Annotated in this window: 22 protein-coding genes; 15 read left to right on the top strand and 7 right to left on the bottom strand. The window is 64.2% G+C overall.

Going from position 1 to position 23271, the window contains the following annotated elements; translation table 11 throughout:
• Positions 1 to 77 precede the first annotated feature (77 nt).
• From ACN0YF_RS07670 to ACN0YF_RS07650, 5 genes are all read left to right on the top strand, one after another.
• Positions 78 to 1040, top strand: a complete 963-nt coding sequence (locus tag ACN0YF_RS07670; protein ID WP_417493924.1) for a CPBP family intramembrane glutamic endopeptidase — start codon at positions 78 to 80, stop codon at positions 1038 to 1040.
• A gap of 62 nt (positions 1041 to 1102) precedes the next feature.
• On the top strand, positions 1103 to 2056 hold the full coding sequence (locus ACN0YF_RS07665) for a hypothetical protein (RefSeq protein WP_417493923.1): 954 nt from the start codon (positions 1103 to 1105) through the stop codon (positions 2054 to 2056).
• Positions 2057 to 2191: 135 nt separating this feature from the next.
• Positions 2192 to 3187 carry a CPBP family intramembrane glutamic endopeptidase gene (locus ACN0YF_RS07660; RefSeq protein ID WP_417493922.1) on the top strand — a complete coding sequence of 332 codons (996 nt, stop codon included), beginning with the start codon at positions 2192 to 2194 and terminating at the stop codon, positions 3185 to 3187.
• 142 nt (positions 3188 to 3329) lie between these two features.
• Positions 3330 to 4229, top strand: a complete 900-nt coding sequence (locus tag ACN0YF_RS07655) for a hypothetical protein (protein ID WP_417493921.1) — start codon at positions 3330 to 3332, stop codon at positions 4227 to 4229.
• A 56-nt stretch (positions 4230 to 4285) separates the two neighbouring features.
• Complete coding sequence (locus ACN0YF_RS07650; protein WP_417493920.1) at positions 4286 to 5179, top strand: hypothetical protein; 894 nt, start codon at positions 4286 to 4288, stop codon at positions 5177 to 5179.
• Here the strand turns inward: ACN0YF_RS07650 and uvrA are convergent.
• From uvrA to ACN0YF_RS07635, 3 genes are all read right to left on the bottom strand, one after another.
• Positions 5176 to 8052 (bottom strand): excinuclease ABC subunit UvrA, encoded by a 2877-nt coding sequence (gene uvrA / locus ACN0YF_RS07645; protein ID WP_417493919.1) that lies wholly within the window; start codon positions 8050 to 8052, stop codon positions 5176 to 5178. The two genes, ACN0YF_RS07650 and uvrA, sit on opposite strands and share 4 nt — an antisense overlap.
• A 149-nt stretch (positions 8053 to 8201) precedes the next feature.
• On the bottom strand, positions 8202 to 8927 hold the full coding sequence (locus tag ACN0YF_RS07640; RefSeq protein WP_417493918.1) for a hypothetical protein: 726 nt from the start codon (positions 8925 to 8927) through the stop codon (positions 8202 to 8204).
• A gap of 4 nt (positions 8928 to 8931) precedes the next feature.
• Positions 8932 to 9450: a hypothetical protein gene (locus tag ACN0YF_RS07635; RefSeq protein WP_417493917.1), complete on the bottom strand. Its 519-nt coding sequence runs from the start codon at positions 9448 to 9450 to the stop codon at positions 8932 to 8934.
• A 267-nt stretch (positions 9451 to 9717) separates the two neighbouring features.
• Here ACN0YF_RS07635 and ssb point away from each other — a divergent pair, with 267 nt between their 5' ends.
• From ssb to ACN0YF_RS07615, 4 genes are read left to right on the top strand one after another with little or no spacing between them, the layout of a single operon-like run.
• Positions 9718 to 10200, top strand: a complete 483-nt coding sequence (gene ssb / locus ACN0YF_RS07630; protein ID WP_417491509.1) for a single-stranded DNA-binding protein — start codon at positions 9718 to 9720, stop codon at positions 10198 to 10200.
• 36 nt (positions 10201 to 10236) lie between these two features.
• Positions 10237 to 10929 (top strand): hypothetical protein, encoded by a 693-nt coding sequence (locus ACN0YF_RS07625; RefSeq protein WP_417482531.1) that lies wholly within the window; start codon positions 10237 to 10239, stop codon positions 10927 to 10929.
• Positions 10930 to 10977: 48 nt separating this feature from the next.
• Positions 10978 to 12273, top strand: coding sequence for an NAD(P)H-binding protein (locus ACN0YF_RS07620; RefSeq protein ID WP_417493916.1), 1296 nt, complete (start codon positions 10978 to 10980; stop codon positions 12271 to 12273).
• The gene (locus tag ACN0YF_RS07615; RefSeq protein ID WP_417493915.1) at positions 12273 to 12746 is read left to right on the top strand and encodes a DUF2269 family protein; all 474 of its coding nucleotides are present in this window, start codon (positions 12273 to 12275) and stop codon (positions 12744 to 12746) included. The genes ACN0YF_RS07620 and ACN0YF_RS07615 overlap by 1 nt, the downstream gene beginning before the upstream one ends.
• Here the strand turns inward: ACN0YF_RS07615 and ACN0YF_RS07610 are convergent.
• Positions 12743 to 14185, bottom strand: coding sequence for a serine hydrolase domain-containing protein (locus tag ACN0YF_RS07610; RefSeq protein WP_417493914.1), 1443 nt, complete (start codon positions 14183 to 14185; stop codon positions 12743 to 12745). The genes ACN0YF_RS07615 and ACN0YF_RS07610 overlap by 4 nt on opposite strands.
• An 83-nt stretch (positions 14186 to 14268) precedes the next feature.
• Here ACN0YF_RS07610 and ACN0YF_RS07605 point away from each other — a divergent pair, with 83 nt between their 5' ends.
• The gene (locus tag ACN0YF_RS07605; RefSeq protein ID WP_417493913.1) at positions 14269 to 14841 is read left to right on the top strand and encodes a winged helix-turn-helix domain-containing protein; all 573 of its coding nucleotides are present in this window, start codon (positions 14269 to 14271) and stop codon (positions 14839 to 14841) included.
• 15 nt (positions 14842 to 14856) lie between these two features.
• On the opposite strand, the gene ACN0YF_RS07600 is transcribed toward ACN0YF_RS07605, so the two are convergent.
• Entirely contained in the window at positions 14857 to 15330 is a 474-nt protein-coding gene (locus ACN0YF_RS07600) for a hypothetical protein (protein WP_417482526.1), read from the bottom strand.
• 57 nt (positions 15331 to 15387) lie between these two features.
• A complete protein-coding gene (locus ACN0YF_RS07595) occupies positions 15388 to 15948 on the bottom strand; it encodes a superoxide dismutase family protein (RefSeq protein ID WP_417493912.1) in 561 nt (186 codons plus the stop codon).
• Between the two features lie 507 nt (positions 15949 to 16455).
• Between ACN0YF_RS07595 and ACN0YF_RS07590 the strand changes: the two genes are divergently transcribed.
• Positions 16456 to 16866, top strand: a complete 411-nt coding sequence (locus ACN0YF_RS07590) for a hypothetical protein (protein ID WP_417493911.1) — start codon at positions 16456 to 16458, stop codon at positions 16864 to 16866.
• Positions 16867 to 16884: 18 nt separating this feature from the next.
• On the opposite strand, the gene ACN0YF_RS07585 is transcribed toward ACN0YF_RS07590, so the two are convergent.
• A complete protein-coding gene (locus tag ACN0YF_RS07585; protein WP_417493910.1) occupies positions 16885 to 18168 on the bottom strand; it encodes an alkaline phosphatase family protein in 1284 nt (427 codons plus the stop codon).
• A gap of 318 nt (positions 18169 to 18486) precedes the next feature.
• Between ACN0YF_RS07585 and gyrA the strand changes: the two genes are divergently transcribed.
• The 4 genes from gyrA to ACN0YF_RS07565 are packed head-to-tail and all read left to right on the top strand — an operon-like array spanning position 18487 to position 23193.
• Positions 18487 to 21285, top strand: coding sequence for a DNA gyrase subunit A (gene gyrA / locus ACN0YF_RS07580; RefSeq protein WP_417482522.1), 2799 nt, complete (start codon positions 18487 to 18489; stop codon positions 21283 to 21285).
• Positions 21286 to 21287: 2 nt separating this feature from the next.
• Complete coding sequence (coaD, locus tag ACN0YF_RS07575) at positions 21288 to 21779, top strand: pantetheine-phosphate adenylyltransferase (protein WP_417482521.1); 492 nt, start codon at positions 21288 to 21290, stop codon at positions 21777 to 21779.
• Positions 21776 to 22735 carry a peptidylprolyl isomerase gene (locus ACN0YF_RS07570; protein WP_417482520.1) on the top strand — a complete coding sequence of 320 codons (960 nt, stop codon included), beginning with the start codon at positions 21776 to 21778 and terminating at the stop codon, positions 22733 to 22735. Before coaD ends, ACN0YF_RS07570 begins: the two co-directional genes overlap by 4 nt.
• Positions 22736 to 22740: 5 nt before the next feature.
• The gene (locus ACN0YF_RS07565) at positions 22741 to 23193 is read left to right on the top strand and encodes a peptidylprolyl isomerase (RefSeq protein WP_417482519.1); all 453 of its coding nucleotides are present in this window, start codon (positions 22741 to 22743) and stop codon (positions 23191 to 23193) included.
• Positions 23194 to 23271: the final 78 nt, after the last annotated feature.

Raw genomic sequence — 23271 nt, 5'->3', positions numbered from 1 at the left:
GCCGTTTTGCTTTGGCTTGCCGTGGGAAAGGGTAGCGGCCAACCTGAGGCATCGATTGAGTCGGATTGGGGCGCGAAATGGCTGGACGCGAAATCTACGCACCGAGAGAGGCGCGCCAGCGCCGCACCTGGACACTGGCAGCGATCATTCTGCTCGTGGTTATCATGGGCGCAGGCCAGGTCCTGGGCGTGATCCCGGGCGTGCTGCTTGGCCTGGTCAGCCCCGTGCCGGGCGAAATGGACTGGGCCGGCATGGCCTATTTCCTGTTTGCCGGTTTCGGTGCCTCGGCGATCCTGCTGTTGCTGTGGACGCGTTTCTTCGAGCGCCGCGGCCTTGCGACGCTTGGGCTCAACGGCGCTTTCTCCACACGTTTCCTGCGCGGCTATGGCCTCGGTCTCGGCTTTGTCGTCATCGTCGTCGCGATCATCTGGCTCGCCGGCGGCTATCGCATCGAGGCGGGCGGCAGCCTCGCCCTGGCCAGCCTGATCCCGGTCATGTGGCTGCTGGCAGGATTCATAATCCAGGGCTCGACCGAGGAATTATTCTTTCGCGGCTGGCTGATGGGCCTGATCGCCTCGCGCCATGGCATCTGGCTGGCGATCACGATCAATTCAATCCTGTTCGCCTTCGTTCATGGCGGCAATATCGCCTGGTCGCGGGAATTGATGTTCGGCCTCGCCAATATCCTGCTGGTCGGTGTCTTTCTCAGCCTCTACGCGGCGAAGGAAGGCTCGCTCTGGGGCGTGTGCGGCTGGCATGCGGCGTGGAACTGGCTGCTGGCCTCGGGCGTCGGCCTGCCGGTCAGCGGGCAACACGTGCCGGTCGATCCCGTCATCATTGATCTCGCCGACACAGCCGATGCCGCCTGGTGGCTGACCGGCGGCGTGTTCGGGCCAGAGGCGAGCGTGGTGACGAGCCTGGTGCTGGGGGCGGGGGTGGCTGTGTTGTTGGCGCGCGGACAGTTCGCGAACTTTGCGGTGCCCGTTGCCGCACCGGAAACGGATACGGCGGGCGCCGCAGGAGATTCCACGCCGGGTTGAGTCGGGGCATTGTGCGTTTTCGGCGCGAGGTGCAGACTGCGTCCAGAACCTGGGGGGGAATCATGACCGAACGTTTTCGTTTTTTTGACGCGCTGACCTATGGCATCCGCACGCTGTTTTGGCGGCCGGCACGGGCGCTGTCCTATATCGGCGTCGTCACACTGCTGAGCTTTGGCTATTATTTCTGGGCCCAGTCTGATGCCGGGATCGCCTTCTTCACCGGCTATATGAACGCGACCATGGACATGGCCCAGGGCGATTTCTCCAGTTATGGCGGGTATTTCGCGGCAATTATGGGCGTGTCCATGATTGCCGGCTGTGTGCTGATCGCCGGCGCCTACCGCGTCTATGTCCGCGAGCAGCCCGCGCTCAGCCTGCCGCTCCAGTTCGGTGCGGACGAGTTCCGCACATTCGGCTTCTACCTGATCCTGCTCGGCATGATGGTTGGTGTCATGATCGCGGCTGCCATCGCCATGTTCATTCTCATCCTCGTCTTCACCCTCCTGCTCGCGCCCCTGCTGGGTTCCGGCGGTGGCGATCCGTCCCAGGCGGGCCTGATCGGCGGGCTTGTCGGCATCTTCGTGATGATCCCGATGATGCTCGTGCTGGGCTATATCATGGGCCGCGCCAGTGTCGGTTTCGCCCTGGTTATTCGCGATCGCAAGATCAGCCTTGATGGCTGGACGGCGTCGAAAGGGGCCGGCATGCAGCTCCTCTGGGCGCATGTCGTGATCTACATCGTGATGATGACCAGCCAGTTCCTGCTCGCGCCCGGGCTGATGGAAACGGCGCTTTCCGGGGTCACCCAGCCGGGCGTCATGCCGGACACGGACCAGATGGCGGCCTCGATGATCAATCCCTATGGCCATTGGCTGATCATCGCCGTGCCGCTGCAGACCACGCTGCTTTTCCTGCTCTACGGCCCGACCGCTGCCGTCGCCAACTGGGACGCGCGAAAGCGTGCGGCCGCCGGGACGGACACGGCGCCGCCGCCCGCCGCCGAGGCTGATGCCTGAGCCAGGCACCGCGTCGGGCTAGCCGGGCGCGCGTCCGGACCGGCCGACTTTCTTCTGCTGGCGTTCCGGATCAGGGAGAGGTGGCAGGCAGCGTCCGCCACGACGGGGGAATGGTACAGGTATGGACGCAAGGTTTTGAAAGTCATCAGCGTATTGTCGGGCGTATTTCGCCAGGGTGAGTGGGTCTATGGCGTCCCGGCGACCGCCCGGCGCAGTTGGGGATGGGCCACTCCCCTGCTGCTGATGTTCGGCCTTGGGGGCGTCGTCTTCGTGGCGACGATTGTCTGGCTTGCGGCATTGCCAAATGGGGTGGCCACCATCACCCTGGCTGTCGAAATGATGTGGACGGTCCTGCTCGCCATAACCGCCATCGCAGTCTTCACCGCCTGGGGGCTCCGGTTCGAACGGCGGAGCCTTGCCTCACTGGGGCTGGTCGACCCGCAGTGGCGCCGCCAGGTCGGGCAGGGTCTGCTGGCCGGGATCGGGATTTGTCTGGCGATCGGAGTCCTGGGCGACATGGCCAGCTGGTTCGCCGGAGCGCCCGCCGGCAATGGCGGCGGCTGGTGGATATTTCAGGCCATTGGCAGTCTTGTCAGTCTGGGGCCGGCTGATCTGGTCCGTCTCGCCTGTTTCGTCGCCGCGGTCGCGATCTACGCCGCAGCCGAGGAAGTTGTCTTTCGGGGATGGCTGTTGTCCGCGATTTCCGCGCGCTGGGGAGCGGCGCCGGGCATCCTGCTGAGCAGCGCGCTGTTTGCCTCCTATCATTACCACCTGTTCGGGGGCGGGCTTGCCTATGGCAGTTTCTGGATGATCGCGATGGGCTTTTCCGGCGTCGCCTTTTGCTTGTTGGCGATGGTGCAGAAATCCCTGTTCGGGGCGATAGGGATGCATGCCGGATTCAATTTGTGGCTGATGCTGGGCAGTTCGCTTCCCCGATTGAGTGACCCGGAGGCGGGATCGTTGTCGCAGATCCTGAGTGTAACGCTCGATGTGACCTCCGGCATGCCGGAAGATGGCGGGCTCCCCCTGACGGGGTATGATCTGGCAGACGCGATCGTATTCGCTTTGGTCGGGCTCGGCCTGCTCCAGCTCGTGAGGCGGCAACCCGTCAGGTTTGCCCGGAATCCCTGAAACCCGGGCGCATCGGGAGGGTGACGAAGCTCAGCCTGATTGCGCCGGCCCGCTCCGCCGGGGCAGGAGTTCAGGTTGCGCGTCCATGCTTTGCGCCTGCAGGCGGATGTGCCAGACTTGAGGGCAGAGCCTTGGGGGTTTCGTGACCGATCGCTTCCGTTTTCTCGATGCGCTGATCCATGGCGTCCGCACGCTGGGCAGGCGGCCGGGGCGCACGGTCGCCTATATCGCTGCGGCGTCGCTGCTGACCTACGGCAATTACCTGTGGGTGATGTCCGGGCAAAGCGCGGCATTCCTTTCGAATTTCGGGTCGGCCCATCACGCCGATATCGGCACCTTTCTGGCCATGTTGGCTGGCTCGGCGGTGTTCAACTGCGTCCTGCTCGCCGGTGCCTACCGTGCCTATCTCCGCGATGAGCCGGGCCTGCATGTGCCGCTGCAGCTCGGTCTCGACGAGTTACGCCTGCTCGGACTCTATCTCCTGATCTGGTTGATCGGGCTGGTGAGTGCCGGAATGATCCTGTTGCTGATCGCGCAGCTTGCCAGGGCGAGCGCAGACAGCCTGGTTGGCGCGCTCGCCCCGGAGCTGATCATGATTGGCCTCCTGATCTGTGTCGCCGCCATGCTTTATGTGTTCGGGCGATTCTTCGTCAGCTTTGCCCTCACGATACGGGACCGCAAATTTCGTCTCGGAGGCTGGCGTGCCTCGAAGGGCGCAGGGATGCAGCTGTTCTGGGCGCATCTGGCGCTCTGCAGCGTGTTGCTTGCCGTGCCAATCGCGATGCTGCCTCAGCAGCTGATCGGGCGGGTCATCACGCTCGCCGATGTCTATTCTTGGCAGGATCCGGCATTTGTCGCGGTGCTGACGACCTACCCCGAGGGCAGTGCAGTCTGGCTCTTGATCCCGCTGCAAACCGTGCTGGTTTTCCTGCTGGTCGGTCCGACAGCGGCATTGGCCGGCCGGGATGGGCATAAACGGGAAGCGGCGGTGCCCGCTGCCGCACCCGCCCCGGGCGTTGGCAGGGGTGAAACCGGCGGCTAAACTCGCATCGGCCTGCATCATTGCGCTGCCGTCTCCGGCATCGGTGCCAGAATGCCATGGCATATCGGGGCAGACGGGAGGCATTCCAGATGAGGTCCGGGCATCAGATGTCGAGTACGAAGTTACCGTTTTCGATCCAGACGGCGGTCTTCTACGTCCCGCTCTATTGCCGGGCCCGGCCGCGCCAGGCGGTTCGACTTTTTCTCTGGTCGCTGTTTCCTGTCGTGCTTCTGGCGGCGGCGCTCCAGTCGATCGAGATCGTACAGCCAGTCTCAGATCTCATGCAGCCAAGGTTTCGCCCCACCAGCTGGACTGCCATCCTCGCCGTGTTCTTCCTGCTCAGCCTGCTGGCAGTCTGGACGATGTGGTTGCGGGCATTGGTCCGGGACGAAGTTGCATCGGGAATGCCCTTGCGTCTGGGCCCGGATGAAGGCCGGTTGATCGCTTCGGTGGTGCTGTGGCAGCTCGCATTCTGGTTGATTGCGATCCCGGTCCGCGCGCTGGCGCGGATTCCGGTGCTGGGCCTCTTGCTGGTGCCGCTTTCAACCTGGGTCAGCGTGAGGATCGCGCCGCTCGCCGCCTATTCGGTTTCCGTGCGCCGGGTTGTTGTGTTCGAGGCCTGGCGGGTAACGGAACTTGTCTTTTGGCCCGCACTGACGAGCATGGCGGTCAACTCCGTGATCTCGCTTGCAGCGCTTTTCACGCTTGGCGGCATCCTGTCGATGATTGGAGCGGGCAGTCTTGCTGCAACGTCCGGCGGAATGCTGTCGCTTCCGGCCGTCCTTCTGGCCATCGGGATTGGCGGCCCCGTCCTGACGGCGATTCTCGTCTTCTCGCTCGGGCCCGGCTGTTACATGGTGTGGCGTCATGAACGGCGGCCGCGCAAGGCCGGCCCGGAATTCCATCGGCATTCAGCCGAGCCAGACCACACCGCCCCGCCAGCCCCCTAGACCCGCGCCGCTTTCCGCCGCGCCTTTTCCTTCTCCAGCATTGGCGCCAGATAACGCCCGGTCCAGCTCGCCTCGACCTTGGCCACTGTCTCCGGCGTGCCGACGGCGACGATCTCGCCGCCGCCATCGCCGCCTTCCGGGCCGAGATCGATCAGCCAGTCGGCGGTCTTGATGACGTCGAGATTATGCTCGATCACCACCACGGTATTGCCGGTCTCGACCAGCTCGTGCAGGACTTCGAGCAGCTTGCGGATATCCTCGAAATGCAGACCCGTGGTCGGCTCGTCGAGGATATAGAGCGTCTTGCCGGTGGCGCGCTTGGCCAGCTCCTTGGAGAGTTTGACCCGCTGGGCCTCGCCGCCAGAGAGCTGGGTCGCGGGTTGGCCGATCTTGATATAACCCAGCCCGACGCGCTTGAGCGTTTCCATCTTGTCGCGCACGGCGGGGACGGCCTTGAAGAAGTCGGCGCCTTCCTCGACCGTCATGTCGAGCACGTCGGCGATGGATTTTCCCTTGAATTTGACCTCCAGCGTCTCGCGATTGAAGCGGGCGCCATGGCAGACATCGCAGGGGACATAGACGTCCGGCAGGAAGTGCATCTCGATCTTCACCACGCCATCGCCCTGGCAGGCCTCGCAGCGCCCGCCCTTGACGTTGAAGGAGAAGCGGCCGGGCTTGTAGCCTCGGGTCTTGGAGTCCGGCAGCTGGGCAAACCATTCGCGGATCGGGGTGAAGGCACCGGTATAGGTGGCCGGATTGGAGCGCGGCGTGCGCCCGATCGGCGACTGGTCGATATCGATGATCTTGTCGAGCTGATCCAGCCCCTCAACCCGCTCATGCGGGCCGGGAACGGTCTGGGCCTTGTTGAGCTTGCGGGCGGCGGCCTTGTAGAGCGTTTCGATCGTCAGGGTCGACTTGCCGCCGCCGGACACACCGGTGACGCAGGTCATCACGCCGAGCGGGAAATCGGCGGTGATCTTTTTCAGGTTGTTTCCGGTCGCATCGACGACGCGGATGGTGCGCTTCCGGTCGATCTTGCGCCGCTTGACCGGGATCTCGATCCGGCGCGTGCCGCGCAGATACTGGCCGGTCAGGCTGGCTTCACTGGCGAGGATGTCGTCCGGCGTGCCCTCGGCAATGATCTCCCCGCCATGGACACCCGCCGCAGGTCCCAGATCGACGACATGATCGGCCGTCATGATCGCCTCTTCGTCATGCTCGACAATGATCACCGTATTGCCGAGATCGCGCAGGCCGCGCAGGCTTTCCAAGAGGCGGGTATTGTCGCGCTGGTGCAGGCCGATCGAGGGCTCGTCGAGGACGTAGAGCACGCCGGTCAGGCCGGAGCCGATCTGGCTGGCGAGGCGGATGCGCTGGCTCTCGCCGCCGGACAGGGTGCCCGAGGCGCGGTCCAGCGTGAGATAGTCCAGCCCGACATCGACGAGGAATTTCAGCCGCTCGCGGATTTCCTTGAGAATGCGTTCGGCGATCTGCTGGTCCTTGGCCGAGAGCGTCTTCTCGATGGCGCCGAACCAGTCCCGTGCGACGCGGATCGGCATGGTGCCGGCCTGGGCGATGTCGTGGTCGGCGATCTTGACGCACAGCGCTTCCGGCTTCAGTCGGCGGCCATGACAGGTCTCGCAGGGCTGGGAAGACTGGAAACGCCCCAGATCCTCGCGCACCCAGCTTGAATCGGTCTCGCGCCAGCGCCGCTCAAGATTGGGGATGACGCCCTCGAAGGGTTTCCTGGTCTCGAATTTTCTCAGCCCGTCCTCATAGACGAAGGTGATGTCGTCCTTGGTGCCGAACAGGATGACCTTGCGGAACGCCTCCGGCAGCTCGCGCCAGGGCTTGAACATGTCGCCGCCGAAATGTTCCGCCAGCGCCTGCAGGGTCTGCTGGTAGAGCTTGGAGGTGGCGCGGCTCCAGGGCGCGATGGCGCCGTCGGTGAGGGATTTGTCGCGATCGGGGACGACGAGGTCCTCGTCGAATTTGAGTGACTGGCCAAGCCCGTCACAGGCCGGGCAGGCGCCGAACGGGTTGTTGAAGGAGAAGAGGCGCGGCTCGATCTCGGAAATGGTGAAGCCGGAGACCGGACAGGCGAATTTCTCTGAAAACACCAGGCGTTCCGGATTGCCCTTCTCGTCGCTCTGGTCGGCAAATTCGGCAATGGCGAGACCGTCGGCCAGGCGAAGCGCGGTTTCCAGGCTGTCGGCGAGGCGGTCTTCCAGGCCCGGCTTGATCACCAGCCGGTCGACCACGACATCGATATCGTGCTTGAATTTCTTGTCGAGGGCGGGCGCTTCTTCCAGCGTGTAGAATTCGCCATTCACCTTGACGCGCTGGAAGCCTGCCTTGAGCCAGTCGGCAAACTCCTTGCGGTATTCGCCCTTGCGGCCCCGCACGACCGGCGCCAGCAGATAGAGGCGGGCGCCTTCATCCAGCGCCATCAGCTTGTCGACCATCTGGCTGACGGTCTGGGAGCGGATCGGCAGGCCGGTCGCCGGCGAATAGGGCACGCCGACGCGGGCCCAGAGCAGGCGCATATAGTCGTAAATCTCGGTGACGGTGCCGACCGTGGAGCGCGGATTCTTCGAGGTGGTCTTCTGCTCGATCGAGATCGCCGGCGACAGGCCCTCGATCGCATCCATGTCCGGCTTCGACATCAGCTCGAGGAATTGGCGCGCATAGGCCGAAAGGCTCTCGACATAGCGCCGCTGGCCCTCGGCATAGATGGTGTCAAACGCCAGCGAGGACTTGCCCGAGCCCGAAAGGCCGGTGAACACGATCAGCTTGTCGCGCGGCAGGTCGACAGAGACGTTCTTGAGATTATGTTCGCGCGCACCGCGCACGCGGATGGTGTCGAGGGCCATGGATCGTCTTTCGTCTGCCAATTTGCGGGCGGGTGTTGTTCTGAACATTTAGAGAACAAGGGCCTGCGCGTCCAGCGGCAGAACGGTGGCATGCTGACATAGCGGTGGCGGGAGGGCGGCTGGCGGCTACGCCCTGACGGTTCAAACCGTCAGAGCGGCCGGGTGTCGGCGCCGTCGCAGGCTCCCAGATGGGCGATGTAATCGGCGATCGCCAGCTGGATGGCATAGGTGGATGCGAAGCGGATGGCCGCCTGCTCGCCATGCGGTGCCACACCTTCGCCGCGGGCATGGCCGAGCTCGGCATTGATCGCGGCATTGTTCTGGCTGGCATTGGTGAACTGGTCGACGACAAATGTGCTGGCATCAACGCCGACAAAGGCCAGCCCGATACCGGCGATCACGCCGACCGCGCGCTGGCCACCGCCAGAATGGACCGGGGTCAGGGCGTGGAATTGCGCATTCGATGTGTAGGCGGCGCATTGCAGGGACGGATCGCTGTCGGTCGGCTGGAAGTCGAGCGAGACATGGGCCGTGATCGCTTCGTCCGTGCGGTCGATTTCAATCGGTGACAGGCGGACGTCCAGGTCGACCCGTGCGTCGGACTCGTTGCCGCCATAACCGTAATTGTCGAGCGATTTTCCAATCGCCGCCGTGACGGTCTGGTCGAATTCGATCGCATCGTAATCGAAGGCCTCGAGGCCGTGGGCCAGTTCAACGCCGGAAACCCGCAGGCTGCCGGCAAAGCGGGCTGTATCGGCACGGGGCAGGGCGTAGCGGCCGCTGACCGTGAACAGGTCGGGGTTGAGGGGCCCCGTAGGTGTCGCGGCACAAGCCGCGACACCTGCGAGGGTGAGCCCGAGAACCAGACGTTTCACGCGTCTAGTCCCGATCGAACCGGCGCCGCAGATCGGCGACGAAGGAATTGCTCATGATGCCGACGATATCCGGCTGGATGGCCGCCTGGGCGATGGCGCCGATAATGCCGGCACCGCTGGCGTGGTAGCCGGTGACATCCTCATAGACGCCCAGCACATTGCCGTCCTCATCGATCACGGACACGTCGGCGATGACCATATTGCTGCCGCCGATGATATTGCCGGTCAGTGCGTTGACGCGATTATAGCGCTTGATGTCGATCGAGAAGCTGACCGGCTGCGAGCCGGCGGGTGAATGGGCAAACTCGGTTTCGACAGCGGCTTCCAGCCGTGCCAGCAGGTCTTCCCGGCCGGCTGCGTAATTGCCGTTGTCATCCTGCTCGTCGGCATCGTCGACCGACCAGACCAGATCGGCCCCGGTGACATAGGTGCTGGCCCGGGTTTCTGCGGCGATCGGATTGGGCGTCGATGCGCATGCCGTCATCCCCGCGGCGCAAAGCGCCACGATCAAAAATTTGTACATGGTGGTTCCCCTTTGAAAAGTGCCCCCAAATTAGCCTGTCCATGACGGCGACCACAAGTTGTTTCTCCCACCGGCCTTGCGAGGGGTGGACAGCGAAGGATGGCACCGCCTGTATTCCGTCCACGGTGCGCGGCGTGCCTGACTGGACTCTGTGCCGCCACTCCGTTCAAATCGCCCCGACTCGCGGGCAGAATTGACCTGTGGAACAGAATGTGAACAAATTGGCCCGGCGCACAAGCCGTGCAACAAAAACATGGAGAATGGGCGATGGCGGGATCTGTAAACAAGGTCATTCTGGTTGGTAATCTGGGCAAGGATCCCGAGACCCGGCGTCTGCCGAATGGCGATCCGGTGTGCAATTTGCGCATCGCGACCTCGGAAAGCTGGCGCGACAAGACCTCCGGCGAACGCCGCGAGAAGACCGAATGGCACAGCGTCGTGATTTTCAACGACCAGCTCGCCAAGGTCGCCGACAATTATCTCAAGAAGGGCGCCAAGGTTTATATCGAAGGCGCGCTGCAGACCCGCAAATGGACTGACCAGAACGGCGTCGACAAATACAATACCGAGATCGTGCTTCAGAAATATCGCGGCGAATTGCAAATGCTCGATTCCAAGGGCGAGGGCGGCGGTTCCTATGGCGGCGGTGGCGGCAGCTTCGACTCCAGCGAGCGTTCACCGCAACGTTCGGTCGATGCGCCGAAGGAAGATTTCCGCAGCGCCGACATGGATGACGAAATCCCGTTCTAGGCGGCAACGCTGCGGCCGGGGGGCGAGGAGATGAAAATGCGTCACATGGTCCTGTTTCTGCTTGGCCTCGTGCTGGCCGCGCCCGCCTGGGCGCAGGGCGAGAATGCCAATATGCGCCACCCCGAAATCATGGCGGTGGAGGGGGACGGCACGGAATCCCGCTACGTCATCGGTGATGCGGCTTGGGGCAATGTGCTTGTGACACTGGCGGCGCTGCGTGGTGCGGACCCGGAACAGGCTCCGGCCATCGCGCAGCAATTGTGGGAGCGGCGTGATGTCAATCAGCCGATCTTCCTGTTCGAATACGCGCGCATGATCGTCGATACCGACCCGGACCGGGCGCTGCAGGCCTATTTCCTCGCCCGGGCACGCTCGATCTATGACGCCTCGCGCTGTGTCGATCCGACGGCGCTCGGCGTTGTCGCCGCCGCCTCCGAACAGGCCGGACCGGCGGTTCACCAGTTGATGAGCTCCGATCCGGCCCGGCTCGAGGCCGCGCTTGCCGCGGTGGTCGCGTCGGACGAGATCTTCACCAGCCAGGCATCGCCCTGGTGGGCCTGTTCCTTCGGCAATGCCGCCTATCTGGCGGCGGTCAATTCGGCTGCCATGCCGGGTGAGGAATGGCTCAAGGTCGAGGGTGTCTGGCCGTCGCTGCGCGCGGCGATCAGCAATAATATGAGCGCCAATCTGGCGCGCTTGCGTGAAGGCTCGCAGGCCGCACAGCAATAGGCAGGGCATGGCGGCGGCCCGCAGGCGGCCGAGAGGGATCGCGGGGCGATGAATATCCTGATCACGGGCGCATCCGGGTTTATCGGATCGCATCTCGCCGCGCAGCTTCACGCATCGGGCCATCATGTGCTGGCCGCCGGGCGTGATATCGTGCAAGCGGCCCGCCGCGCCCCCGATTTCGACTGGATCGCCTGCGATTTCCGCCATGACAGCGTTGCCGACTGGCAGCCACGCCTGGACGGTGTGGATGCGGTGATCAATTGCGTCGGCGTGCTGCAGGACGGGCTCGGCGACAATAGCCGCGCCGCCCATGTCGACGGCGCCGCAGCCCTGTTCCAGGCCTGCGAACAGGCCGGGGTGAGGCGGGTGATCCACATCTCCGCCGTCGGCGCCGACGAGGCCTCCGGCTCGGCCTATGCCCGTGACAAGCAGGATGGCGAGGCAGCGCTCGAGGCACTCGATCTCGACTGGGTGATCCTGCGTCCCTCGCTGGTAATCGCGCGTAATGTCTATGGCGGCACCGCCCTGGTGCGGGCGCTGTGCGGTATTCCCTGGCTCACGCCGCTGGTCGGCGGTGAGCAGGTCTTCCGCCCGATCGGTGCCGAGGATCTGGGCGCGGCGGTCAGTGAATTGCTGCAGCCCGGTGCGCCGTCGCGGGTGAGCTGGGATGTCGGCGGCCCGCAACGGGTCAGCATGGACGAGCTGGTGCGCGGCTATCGCCACTGGCTCGGTTTCGGCAAGACGCGGATCTGGCATGTGCCGCGCTGGCTGGCAGCGCCGGCCTTCGCCTTTGGCGACCTGCTCGGCTGGATCGGCGTGCGCACCTCGATGCGCACGACGGCGCTGAAACAACTCGATTTCGATGTCGAGGGCGATCCCTCGGCCTGGCTCGCCGCGACGGGCCACACGCCGCGTGGCTTTGACGAGTATCTCGCCAGCGCGCCGGCCGGCCTGCAGGATCGCTGGCATGCCCGTCTCGGCTTTGCCCGTCCGATCGCGCGCTGGGTGCTGGGGCTCTACTGGCTGGCGACGGGGATCCTTTCCCTGACGATCGCTCATGACCACGCCTATTCCGTGCTGCAGGCCGCCGGCTACAGCCCGGCGATGCAGGCTTTCCTGCTCTGGTTCGGTTCAGCCTTCGACATCGCCATGGGGCTGGCCATGGTGGCCAAATGGCGGGTGCGCTGGATCGCGGCGATCATGATCGCCGGCACCTTCGCCTATATCCTCGCGCTGAGCCTCACCCTGCCGGGCCTGTGGGCCGACGCGCTGGGGCCGATCCTGAAAGTCTTCCCGATGATGGCGCTCGCCCTGATGATCGCGGCCACCGAGGATGAGCGCTGATGGAGCTGTACTGGATCGTCAAGACCACCCACATCCTCTCCTCCGGCGTGTTGTTCGGGTCCGGCGCGGCGATTGCCTTCTTCATGCTGATGGCCTGGCGCTCCGGTGATGTGCCGGGCTTCGCGCTGGCGGCGAAACATGTGGTGCTCGCCGACTGGGTCTTCACCACCACCGCCGTCATCGCCCAGCCCCTGACCGGTATCGCACTGGCGCATCTGGCTGGCTGGCCCCTGACGGCGCCATGGCTCCTGATCAGCTACGGGCTCTACCTTTTCATCGGGGCCTGCTGGCTGCCGGTGGTGTGGATCCAGCTCAAGGTGCGCCGGCTGATGACGGACGCGGTTGCGGCCGGGGAGGCTGTCCCCGACCGCGTTCACCGCCTGATGCGGATCTGGTTCATTCTCGGCTGGCCAGCCTTTATCGCCCTGATCGCGATCTTCGGCCTGATGGTGGCGCGGCCGGGCTGGAACTAGCCGAGCAGCAGGCCGGTGACCGAACCGTCGGCGGCATATTCAATCACCACCGGGATGACATCGCCGGTCAGCGGATCGCGCAGGCCCAGCCGGATCGCGTTTTCGCTCTCGAACACGGCGGCGATCTGAGCGTCCATAAAGTCCTGGTGGATCTGGCGCATCATCTCCAGATGTCCCTCCATCGGTGCGAAGGCCCGCATTTCATCGCTCATCCGGTTGAGGACATAATCGCGCCAGACGCTCTCATCATCGCTGGCGATCATGGCGAGGAATTCCGCAGCGACGCGACCGCCGGCCGTGTCGGGCAGGGCCACGGGATCGGCGCTGATCTCGAGCGGGCGCTGGACCTCGAATTCCTGGCCCGTCAGCGCCGCGACCAGCGCCTCGATGGCCGTATCGGCAGAGACCCCGCGCTGATTGGTGGTGGCGAAGAGCGCATAGCCCTGGTCCGCCAGCACGCGCCAGTGCGAGTTGAAGGACCGGTTGCCGCCATTGTGCCAGTAGATTCGGCCGATCACCGGATCATATTCGACCACAAGGCCGAACCCGTAGAAGGACGGTGCGCCCTCGCCCTCACGGATATAGGGCGCGAAGGCCAGGTCGCGGGCCCGCGGCGAGATGATCGTGGCGTTCTGATAGGCCGTTTCCCAGGCGAGCATGTCGCGCGGGGTCGAGACCAGCCCGCCATTGCCCATCAGGTTCCAGTTGGGGGCATGGCCGCCCCAGGAGGCGTCGATCACCGCTTCGCCATGGCGGTTGCGGGCGGCCAGCGCATCATCATAGACCGACTGGTAGCCGGTGTGCTCGATGCCGGCCGGGACCAGGATCTCGTTGACCAGATAATCCTCATAGGATTGGCCGGTGATGGTCTCGATGATGGCGGCCAGGAAGGTGAAGCCGAGATTGGAATAGCGGTAGGCCGAGCCCGGCGCGTGCAACAGCTCGGCGGCGAAAGTCTTGTCGCGGACGCTCTCCCAGCCCTCATCCGAAAAATCATCACCAACGGCATCGGGCAGGCCCGCCGTATGGGTGAGCATTTGCAACACCGTGATGCCCGCCTTGTCGGCGGGCACGCCGGGGAAGAAATCGGCCAGCGTCGCGTCGGCGGAGAGGCGGCCCTCATCGATCAGCCTGGCGATCGCCATGCCGGTATAGCTCTTGGTGATCGAGCCGATATCGAACTGGGTATCGAGGGTGAAGGGGCGGTTCGTCTCCGGATCGGCGAGGCCGGCGCCGCGGGCGAAGATGATCTCGCCCTCATGGGCGATGGCGGCAAAGCCGGTGAAGCCGGCCTCGGCGAGTTCATCGAAGCGGGCCTCGAGCCGCGCCTGCTGGGCGCGATCGGTCTGGGCGCCGGCAATGGGGGCGACCAGGGGCGACACGATTGTCACCGCGAGGGCGAGCCGCGCAATCGCGAGGGGAGATGAAAAAGCTTTCATGGGCAGGGCCTTCCTGTTTTGTGTTAGGAGGTGAGGCCTAGGAGAGCCCGGCCACACTGTCCTGACGAAAACGTTTTCGAAAGATGATGATGAATATTGCCAGCCCTGTTTCCACCCGTCGCTCCCCGTCCTCCGCGAGTGTGAGGATTGGCGATGCGGTCTGTGATCTGCGCAATTGCGTGCTGGAAATCGGTGGCCGTACTCATCGCCTCGAGCCGCGACTGGCCGGCGTGCTCGACCTCCTGGTGCGGCGCGCCGGGGCGCCGGTGACGCGTGACGAATTTCTCGAAAGCGTGTGGGATGAGGACGGTTCGGATGAGGCGCTCAACCAGGCGATCTCGCGTCTGCGCCGCCTGCTCGGCCGCTCCGACCTGATCCAGACCCTGCCACGCGTCGGCTACCGGCTGGCGATTGATGCGCCGCCGGCCCCGCTGGCCGGACTGCCGGCGCGCGAACGGCCACACGTCTCGATCGGTGACCTCATTGCCAGCCTCGACCGCAGCAGTTTCATCGCCGGCTTCATCGTGGCGGCGCTGATCGCCGCTGCCCTCTATGCGGCGTTTGGAACCCGTATTGTCGAGCGTGAATTCGAGATTCTGAACCTCGATTCGCCGGCGGCGAGCGAGGGCGCGGACCTGTCAGCGACCGATCGCTGACAGGCGCTGGCGTGCCTAATGCCCCTTGGGGCTGGACGGCGCTTGCGGCCCGAAACCATCATAATCGAAACTGTCGTCGATGCGGCCATTCCAGCTTTGCGATGGCGCTTCATAGCAGTACCCGATCTGCGCATCCCACTCGGTCGGGAAGCCAGGCTGCAGGAAGGTGATGTCCACACGGCCCCAGTGATGGGTGGCAGTGCCGAACTCATCAATGATGGCGACCTCGCAGGCGGGACTGTTTGACCCCACATCTTCCTGCTCGCTCCAATAACCGGTGAAATGACCGCGATTATTGAAGTTCCCGGCAAGGCCACGAATGAAGGTGTGGTGCGGAACGGTCCCGTCATAATGGAGGAAAATGGCGTACTCGCCGATTTCGTCGTCATAGATGACCGGGCCCAGATTGGTCGTCCAGGCTTCGTCGGCGAGTGCCGGTGCGGCCGAGGCGGCGAGAAGCGCCAGGGCCGAACACAGTTTCATGTGCATGATCTTGATCCCCCATATTGATCAGGCGGCAAGTGTGCGGTGTTTTTCCGCCGCACGCTAGGGCGCGGTGATGACCGCACAGGCAATGCGCGCACCGGCGCCGCCGATCGGCTGGCTCGACAGGTCATCGCTGGCGGCATGGATCACCAGGGCCGAACCGTCCGAGTCGAGCAGGGCGGGCAGGGTGGCGGAGCCGGCAAGGCTCACACGCGTCGTATAGACTTCGGCCCGGATCGAACCATTCGTATCGACCCAGAGATTGGGCAGATCGGCATTGTCGGGGCCTTCGGGGTTCAAGAGACCGTGCTGGCGGGCGGAGGGGTTGATATGGCCGGCCGAGGAGGTGAAGTTCTCTGCCGAGCAATCGCCGACACTGTGAAGATGCGCGCCATGCCACTGGTTGCGGGCCCCCTCGGGCAGGCCATCGGCCTCGATGCGGATGACAACGCCTTCGGCGCCCTGAAGCAGGCTGACCCTGCCAGCGGTGGAGCGGTCACGGACGATCAGCTCGCCGCTGGCGGTCTCGATGGTCGCGGTTTGTGGTGTCTCGGGCTGGCTACATGCCGTGGCGGGCAGGAGCAACAGGCAAGTGGTTGCGAGCAAGGTGCGCGGGATCATGGGAGCCTCCAGTTTGTCGCGGTCAAATTCTGTCAGGCTTCAGCTCTACGCCGCCAGAGCCTGATCGGCCAGTGCCGGTGCCCGCTGGGTTCGGTTTGCGCCGGGCGAGACGGGATGAAGGCGGGAAATCCAACGTGCCAGGCGCGGCTGATGTCGAAGAGTGATGTAATTATTTCAGCAATTTAATCCTGTCCGGACACGGTTATGCGTGCATCGGGACGTGCGATTTGTTTTCATGACGGCGGATGGGAGTTTGAGTCCGGGTCGGGCCGACGCGCCGGCCAGACAAGTGGAGATGCGTGACCCATGACGACAGGACGACACGAGAAACAATCCGAATCCCTTGAGGTTCGCCTTGGGTTCGACGCCAAGCGCGCCTTCATGGAGGCGTGCCGTGAAAAGGGCATGACCGCCAGCGAGGTGGTCCGGAGATTCGTGGAGACCTATCCCGTGCGTCCCGTCCGGCGCCCCTGGGCCCGTTTGCCAACCCAGCTCACGGAGTACCCCATGAATCTCACACTCGCCGCTCTGCTCGCCGCCGGCCTGGCCGCCAGCACCTTACTGCCGCTCCAGCCGGCGACCGCCAACCGGGAGGATCCGGAAAGCAGTTTCGCCCGGCTCGATTCCGATGGTGACGGCTATTTCAATCGGATTGACCTCTACCACGCGGCCGGCCTGACCGAGGACGGCCTGCTGGGCGAGGGGCTTCGCAGCCAGGCGATGGGGTCGATCACCGAGGCCATGGCTCAATTTGGCCCGTCGGTGCAGGAGGATATGCTCGACCCCGAATTTGTCGAGGGCGTGATGGAAAGTGCGGAAGCCGGCGCGCGCAGCGGAGTCGACCAGGCCTTCACCGACCTGGACACGGATCAGGACGACCGCGTCAGCCTCGCGGAATTCCTCGCCGCCAACCATTAGCGCGTAGCGCCAGTTCTGCTACGCCGGACAGCGGCCGCCGGTGATCTGCTCCACGAGGGCCGGGTCACCGTCGGTCGCGGCCGGCTCCAGTCCGAGCGCACAGGCGATCATCAGATAGACATTGACGTTTTCGAAGGCGTCCGGACGCGTGCCCTCAGGGAAGATCGGGCCGGCGCCGATGAAGGTCGCGCCCATGGTCTCGTCGCGATTGTCATAGCCATGCGTGCCGTGCATGCCCGCGGGCCAGGGGCCGGAAAGGTCGGCATCGCTGCGCGTCAGCAGCCAGCCGGGCTCCGCGAGAATGAACAGGTCGGGGCCGCGATCGGGGTGATCGAAATGCCAGGTGTCCGGCATCTCGCCGCGCCGGTAGACGGAAACATGTTCATTGGCGCCATTGAGCGCGGCATAGGCCCGGTCAACCGCCTCCGGCTCGCCATAGGCCATCACGAAGGGCTCAAGCCCGGGGCCATGGCGGCCGGAAAATTCCGGAATGAAGAGCCCGTCCAGATCGGCCAGCGTGTCGAGCGCGACGGAGCGTTCCATCGAGACCGGCACCATGCCGTGATCGGAGACGATGATGATATTGGTCCGGTCGATCAGGCCGCGCGCGGTGAGTCCGTCAATCAGCTGGCCGACCAGCGCATCGACGCGGGCGACCGCTTCGCCTTCCTCGGGCGTGAAGGGGCCGGCGCCATGGGTGATGGTGTCGACATGGTCGAAATACACCGCGGCGAGGCGCGGCTGCTCGTCGGCTGGTGCATCGAACCAGGACAGGACTTCATCGACACGGTCCTGATAGGGCATTTCGTGGACATAGGGGTGCCAGACCGTGGGGCGGATGCCGTCATGCTCGATCTCGGAGCCGAGCCAGAACATGATGCCCGAGCGCGCGCCCTGCTTTTCGGCTGTGATCCAGATCGGCTCGCCGTCCCACCAGCGCGGATCCTGCGGGCCGCCATCACGGTTCGAGAAAACCTCGTCATAGCCTCGGTCATAGGGGGCGTTGGAGATCATGCCGTGATGTTCCGGATAGAGACCGGTCGCCAGCGAATAGAAATTGGTGAAGGTCTTGGACGGCATCACCGGATACATGCGTTGCGGCCGCACGCCACGTGCCGCGAGGGCACGCAGATTGGGCGCATCCCAGCGGTCGATCGCGTCATGGCGCAGACCGTCGAGACCGATCATCAGCACGATCGGCTCCTCGCTCGCCGCCGGCGGGGCCGGCGTGTGGATGCAGGCGGTGAGGGCGAGCAGCGCGAAGCCGGCGAGTGCCCGAAGGAGCAGGCGAGGGTTTGTCATGATCGTCGTCCCGTCTGGCCTGGCGAATCCCGCCGGGCTGATATGTTCGAGGCGCAGGTTTCGACACCGCGCGGGCATTGGCAAGCCACCCCCGGTTAGCACCCGTCCAAGACAGTTTCTTGTCAGCCTCGGGGCCGCTCCCGGGCAGCCGGCGCTACCGCCGAGCGCATTTGCCCTTCGGGCCTGCGATTGTTAAGTGTTGGTGACAGGAAAGCCGCCTGATTCACACACCGATTCTGTGTGCGCGATACAAGGCGGCGTTTTGCATTGCGCAGCGGGGTTTTCGCCCGGCAGCGACGCGAATGAGAGAGGGCCGCCTTGAGCGATCACGACGACGTTTTGACCCCGCCGCCCGGCCTGCCGGAAGGCGTTGGCAATATTGCCATCGAAGACGAGATGCGCACCTCCTATCTCGATTACGCGATGAGCGTGATCGTGAGCCGTGCCATCCCGGATTCGCGTGATGGCCTCAAGCCGGTGCACCGGCGCATTCTCTGGTCGATGCACGAAAACGGCTACACGCCTGACAAGCCTTATCGCAAGTCGGCGCGGGTCGTCGGTGATGTGATCGGTAAGTATCACCCGCATGGCGACCAGGCCGTCTACGACTCGCTGGTGCGCATGGCCCAGCCCTGGTCGATGCGCCTGCCGCTGCTCGACGGGCAGGGCAATTTCGGCTCGGTCGATGGCGATCCGCCAGCCGCCATGCGTTATACCGAAGTTCGCATGGACAAGCCGGCCAGCGCACTGCTCGCCGATATCGACAAGTCCACAGTCGATTTCCGGGACAATTATGACGGCCAGGAACATGAGCCTGCGGTTTTGCCGGCGCGTTTCCCCAACCTTCTGGTCAATGGCGCTGGCGGTATCGCTGTCGGCATGGCGACCAATATCCCGCCGCACAATCTGGTCGAAGTGATCAATGGCACGCTCGCCCTGCTCGACAATCCGCTGCTCGGCGAAAACGAACTGCTCGAATACATTCCCGGTCCAGACTTCCCGACTGGCGGGCAGATTCTCGGCCGCGCCGGGGCGCGCAGCGCCGTGGCGACTGGGCGTGGCTCGATCATCATGCGCGCGCTCACCACGATCGAGGAAGTGCGCAAGGATCGCATGGCGATCATCGTTCACGAGATCCCGTTCCAGGTGAACAAGGCGACGATGATCGAAAAGATCGCGGAACTGGTTCGCGACAAGAAGATCGAAGGCATTGCCGATCTGCGCGACGAGTCTGATCGCACCGGCATGCGTGTCGTGATCGAGCTCAAGCGTGATGCCAATGCCGATGTCATCCTCAACCAGCTCTATCGCTGGTCGCCGATGCAGACGAGCTTTGGCGCCAATATGCTCTCGCTGGTGCGTGGCCGTCCGCAATTGCTCGGCGTCATGGATATCCTCAAGGAATTCCTGCGCTTCCGCGAAGAAGTCGTTGCCCGCCGCGCCAAGCATGATCTCGCCAAGGCGCGTGACCGTGCGCATGTCATCGTCGGCCTGGCGCTGGCCGTGGCCAATATCGATGAAGTCATCGCCCTGATCCGTGCCGCCCCGAATCCGGCCGCGGCCCGCGAAGGCCTGATGGCCCGCGCCTGGCCGGCCCATGATGTGGCGCCGCTGGTCACCCTGGTTGCCGACCCGCGCTCGGTGCTGCAGCCGGACGGCACGCTGAAACTGACCGAGGAACAGGCCCGCGCCATCCTCGAACTGCGCCTCAACCGCCTGACCGGTCTGGGCCGCGACGAGCTCGGCAATGAAGCCGGCACGCTGGCCGAACAGATCGCCGACCTGCTTGATATCCTGCGTTCGCGTGAACGTGTGCTCGAAATCATCCGTGAGGAACTGGTCGAGGTGCGCGAGAATTTCGGCACGCCGCGCCGCTCCATCTTCATCGATGGCGAGTTCGATTTCGAGGACGAGGATCTCATCCCGCGCGAAGAGATGGTCGTCACCGTCACCCATGGCGGCTATGCCAAGCGTACGGCCCTGTCCGACTACCGGGCCCAGCGCCGCGGCGGCAAGGGCCGTTCGGGCATGGCGACCAAGGACGAGGACTTCATCACGACCCTGTTCGTGACCTCGACCCATGCACCGCTGCTCTTCTTCTCCAATCGCGGCATGGTCTACAAGACCAAGGCCTGGCGTCTGCCACTGGGCGCACCGAATACGCGCGGCAAGGCGATGATCAATCTCCTGCCGCTCGATCAGGGTGAGACGATCACCTCGATCATGGCGCTGCCGGAAGACGAGGACAGCTGGAGCGAACTGAATGTGATGTTCGCGACCGGTCGCGGCACGGTTCGCCGCAACCGCCTGTCCGACTTCGTCCAGGTCAATCGCAACGGCAAGATCGCGATGAAGCTGGAAGAGGATGACAGTATTGTCGCCGTGCGTCTGTGCACCGAGGACAATGATGTCTTCCTGGTCTCCGACAAGGGTCGCGCCATCCGCTTCCCGGTCAATGATGTCCGCATCTTTGCCGGCCGGTCCTCGGTCGGTGTGCGCGGTATCCGTCTGGCCGAGGGCGACAGCCTGATCTCGATGGCCATCCTCAACCATGTCGACGTCACCTCACCGGAGGCGCGCGCCTATCTCAAACACGCCACCGCGATGCGGCTGGCGCTGGGCGATGAGGGCGATGACGCGGTCACGGCCGATGCCGGCGATGGCGAGGAGGACGGCGAAATCGCTGCCCTGTCGCCAGAACGGATCGCCGAACTCGGCGCTGCGGAGGAATTCCTCCTCACCGTTGGTGTCGATGGCATGGGCAAGCGCTCCAGCGCCTATGATTACCGCGTCATGGGGCGTGGCAATCAGGGCGTCGCCGCGACCGATCTCAAGCGCGGTGTCGAACTGGCGGCGAGCTTCGCCGTCGAGGACAGCGACCAGATCATGGCTGTCACCGATGGCGGTCAATTGATCCGCTTCCCGGTCAAGACCGTGCGCATCGCCGGGCGTTCGACCCGCGGTGTGCGCCTGATACGGCTCAATGAAGGCGAGAATGTTGTCGCCGTCGTGCGCATCCAGGATGCCGGCGATGAGGACGAGCATGACGAGGCGGATGGCCTGGCGCCTGACGTCGATAATGGCAGTGAGGGACCAGGCGACGGGACGGAAAGCTGATCATGGAAACGCGCACCGCACTCTATCCCGGCACGTTTGACCCTCTCACCAATGGTCATCTCGATATTATCGGGCGTGCGGTGAAACTGGTTGACCGACTGATCATCGGCGTCGCGATCAATGCGGCCAAGCAGCCGCTGTTCTCGCTCGATGAGCGGGTCGAGATGCTTCAGTCCCAGGTGGCTGATCTCGCTGGCGATACCATCGTCGAGGTGCGGCCGTTCGAAGGCCTGTTGATGCATTTCGCCGAGCAGGTCGGGGCACAGTCGATCGTGCGCGGACTGCGGGCCGTGTCCGATTTCGAGTACGAATTCCAGATGGTGGCGATGAATCAGCAGCTCAATGATGATATCGAGACCGTCTTCCTGATGGCGGATCCGCGCCACCAGGCCATTTCGTCCCGGCTGGTGAAGGAAATCGCTTCGCTGGGCGGTGAAATCTCGGCTTTCGTGCCGCCGGCGATCGAACGCCGTTTGAAGGAGCGTCTCGCGTGATCAAACATCTCTCACTCTCCCTTGTGCTCTCACTCGGGCTGGCGACCGCCGCCTGCGCGCGCGAGGCCGATACCGGCCAGACCGCCGATGCAGATATTGTCACTCTCGTTCAGGAAGATGCCGCGCCCGCTGCCGCCGCTGGCGCTGCGGCCTTCGAATTTCCGGATGACGCCTGGCGCGATCTCGATCCGGAAAACACCCTCTATATCGAGACGCCGCATGGCCGCGTGATTGTCGAAATGGCCCCGGAATTTGCGCCCAACCATGTCGAGCGGATGAAGACCCTGGCGCGGGAACAATTCTATGATTTCCTCGTCTGGCACCGTGTCCTCGACGGCTTCATGGCCCAGGGTGGCGGTGCGCGCGGCAACCCCAATCACCGTGCTGAATTGCCACCGGTGAACGCCGAATTCACCGTGCGCCGCGGTGCCGAACTTCCGATCAGCGAATTGCAGGACCGTGTGATCAACCCGTCCAGCGTTCCGCAATCGGCCAAGGCCGGTTTCTGGCATGGTTATCCGGCCGGCACCCAGACGCTCGCCGCCGCCGCCCTGACCGGCGATGGCCGCGTCAATAGCTGGCTGCTGCACTGCACCGGTGCTGCGGCGATGGCGCGGACCAATGATCCCAACAGCGCCGGCAGCCAGTTCTACATCACGCGCGGCAATGCCGAGCATCTCAACGCTACCTACACCGTCTGGGGCCGCGTCCGCGCAGGCCAGGACGCCGTCAACGCGCTGCGCACCGGCACGCTGGGGCAGGATCCCGGCTTCGTACCGGACACGATCGATTCCATGCGCGTCGCTGCTGATCTGCCCGAGGCCGAACGCACCCGGGTCCAGGTTGTCGACACCGAGTCGGCCGCTTTCACCGCCTATCTCGATTCACTGCGCAATGCCGCCGGCGCCCTGCCGGATGTTTGCGAAATTCCCGTGCCGACACGAATTCTGGAGTAAATTCAATGGCTGAAGAACAACTCGTATTCACCCTCGAAACGGGTGATGTGACGATCAAACTGCGTCCCGACCTGGCGCCCAAACACGTCGCCCGCATCACCGAACTGGTGAAGGAGGGCTTTTATGACGGGCTCAACTTCCACCGCGTGATCGACGGTTTCGTCGCCCAGGGCGGTTGCCCGAATGGCAATGGCATGGGCGGATCGGGCACCAAGATCCCGGCCGAATTCAATGCCGAGAAACACGTGCGCGGCACGATGTCGATGGCCCGTTCATCCGACCCGAACAGCGGCGACAGCCAGTTCTTCATCTGCCTGGATGCCGTGCCCTATCTCGACAACCAGTACACCGTCTGGGGCGAAGTCATTGACGGCATGGAACATGTAGACAAACTGCCCAAGGGCGAGCCACCGGCAAAGCCCGGCAAGATCGTCAAGGCGAGCATCGTCGAGGTCTGATCCCCGGCGCATGTGCTGAATTGAAGAGCCGCGATGCCTTTGGGCGTCGCGGCTTTTTGTTGGCTGGGGTGTGGCCCG

Origin of the sequence: Maricaulis sp. (assembly GCF_048270265.1) — a bacterium.
Classification (GTDB): domain Bacteria; phylum Pseudomonadota; class Alphaproteobacteria; order Caulobacterales; family Maricaulaceae; genus Maricaulis.
Note: the sequence above shows the minus strand (reverse complement) of the source record. Positions and strands in the feature narration are given on the sequence as shown.

Excerpts from the sequence above, each read along its gene's own strand:
- ACN0YF_RS07625 (WP_417482531.1), top strand. The coding sequence starts at position 10,237 with ATGCGTCACATGGTCCTGTTTCTGCTTGGCCTCGTGCTGGCCGCGCCC.
- ACN0YF_RS07650 (WP_417493920.1), top strand. The coding sequence starts at position 4,286 with ATGGCATATCGGGGCAGACGGGAGGCATTCCAGATGAGGTCCGGGCAT.
- ACN0YF_RS07610 (WP_417493914.1), bottom strand. The coding sequence starts at position 14,185 with ATGAAAGCTTTTTCATCTCCCCTCGCGATTGCGCGGCTCGCCCTCGCG.
- ACN0YF_RS07620 (WP_417493916.1), top strand. The coding sequence starts at position 10,978 with ATGAATATCCTGATCACGGGCGCATCCGGGTTTATCGGATCGCATCTC.
- ssb (WP_417491509.1), top strand. The coding sequence starts at position 9,718 with ATGGCGGGATCTGTAAACAAGGTCATTCTGGTTGGTAATCTGGGCAAG.
- ACN0YF_RS07565 (WP_417482519.1), top strand. The coding sequence starts at position 22,741 with ATGGCTGAAGAACAACTCGTATTCACCCTCGAAACGGGTGATGTGACG.
- uvrA (WP_417493919.1), bottom strand. The coding sequence starts at position 8,052 with ATGGCCCTCGACACCATCCGCGTGCGCGGTGCGCGCGAACATAATCTC.
- ACN0YF_RS07600 (WP_417482526.1), bottom strand. The coding sequence starts at position 15,330 with ATGCACATGAAACTGTGTTCGGCCCTGGCGCTTCTCGCCGCCTCGGCC.
- ACN0YF_RS07605 (WP_417493913.1), top strand. The coding sequence starts at position 14,269 with ATGATGATGAATATTGCCAGCCCTGTTTCCACCCGTCGCTCCCCGTCC.
- coaD (WP_417482521.1), top strand. The coding sequence starts at position 21,288 with ATGGAAACGCGCACCGCACTCTATCCCGGCACGTTTGACCCTCTCACC.
- ACN0YF_RS07595 (WP_417493912.1), bottom strand. The coding sequence starts at position 15,948 with ATGATCCCGCGCACCTTGCTCGCAACCACTTGCCTGTTGCTCCTGCCC.
- ACN0YF_RS07635 (WP_417493917.1), bottom strand. The coding sequence starts at position 9,450 with ATGTACAAATTTTTGATCGTGGCGCTTTGCGCCGCGGGGATGACGGCA.
- ACN0YF_RS07585 (WP_417493910.1), bottom strand. The coding sequence starts at position 18,168 with ATGACAAACCCTCGCCTGCTCCTTCGGGCACTCGCCGGCTTCGCGCTG.
- ACN0YF_RS07590 (WP_417493911.1), top strand. The coding sequence starts at position 16,456 with ATGAATCTCACACTCGCCGCTCTGCTCGCCGCCGGCCTGGCCGCCAGC.
- ACN0YF_RS07670 (WP_417493924.1), top strand. The coding sequence starts at position 78 with ATGGCTGGACGCGAAATCTACGCACCGAGAGAGGCGCGCCAGCGCCGC.
- ACN0YF_RS07665 (WP_417493923.1), top strand. The coding sequence starts at position 1,103 with ATGACCGAACGTTTTCGTTTTTTTGACGCGCTGACCTATGGCATCCGC.
- ACN0YF_RS07615 (WP_417493915.1), top strand. The coding sequence starts at position 12,273 with ATGGAGCTGTACTGGATCGTCAAGACCACCCACATCCTCTCCTCCGGC.